At 53.4% G+C, this 283-nt stretch carries 1 pseudogene; it reads right to left on the bottom strand.

The features are described 5' to 3' along the window. Nucleotides 1-283 (bottom strand): annotated as a pseudogene (locus tag ACYP03_RS25775) (endonuclease); the annotation flags it as partial.

Genomic DNA, 283 nt, shown 5'->3' with positions numbered 1-283 from the left:
ACCCCTTCAAGATTAACGACAGTATCGCCTACCCGAACATAGCCCTGCTCGGCATCCAGTCCCGGGAAATACGGAATCACGCCATCCGGCGCTTTGGCATCCGTGTCAATATAGAGCTGATTGCGATCATTCGCCGCAGCCAGGGCTTTGGCTTGCTCGCTGCCGGCCACGTAAAGCTGGGTCGGTTTCATTAATGGGGATGCGTGGGACAGCACCATATTGTTACGGTAGGAGGAATAATCGAAACCAAAATTACGGGTCACTTTCAGCTGGCTATCTGCCA

The organism is Photobacterium sp. R1 (genome assembly GCF_054600795.1).
Note: the sequence above shows the minus strand (reverse complement) of the source record. Positions and strands in the feature narration are given on the sequence as shown.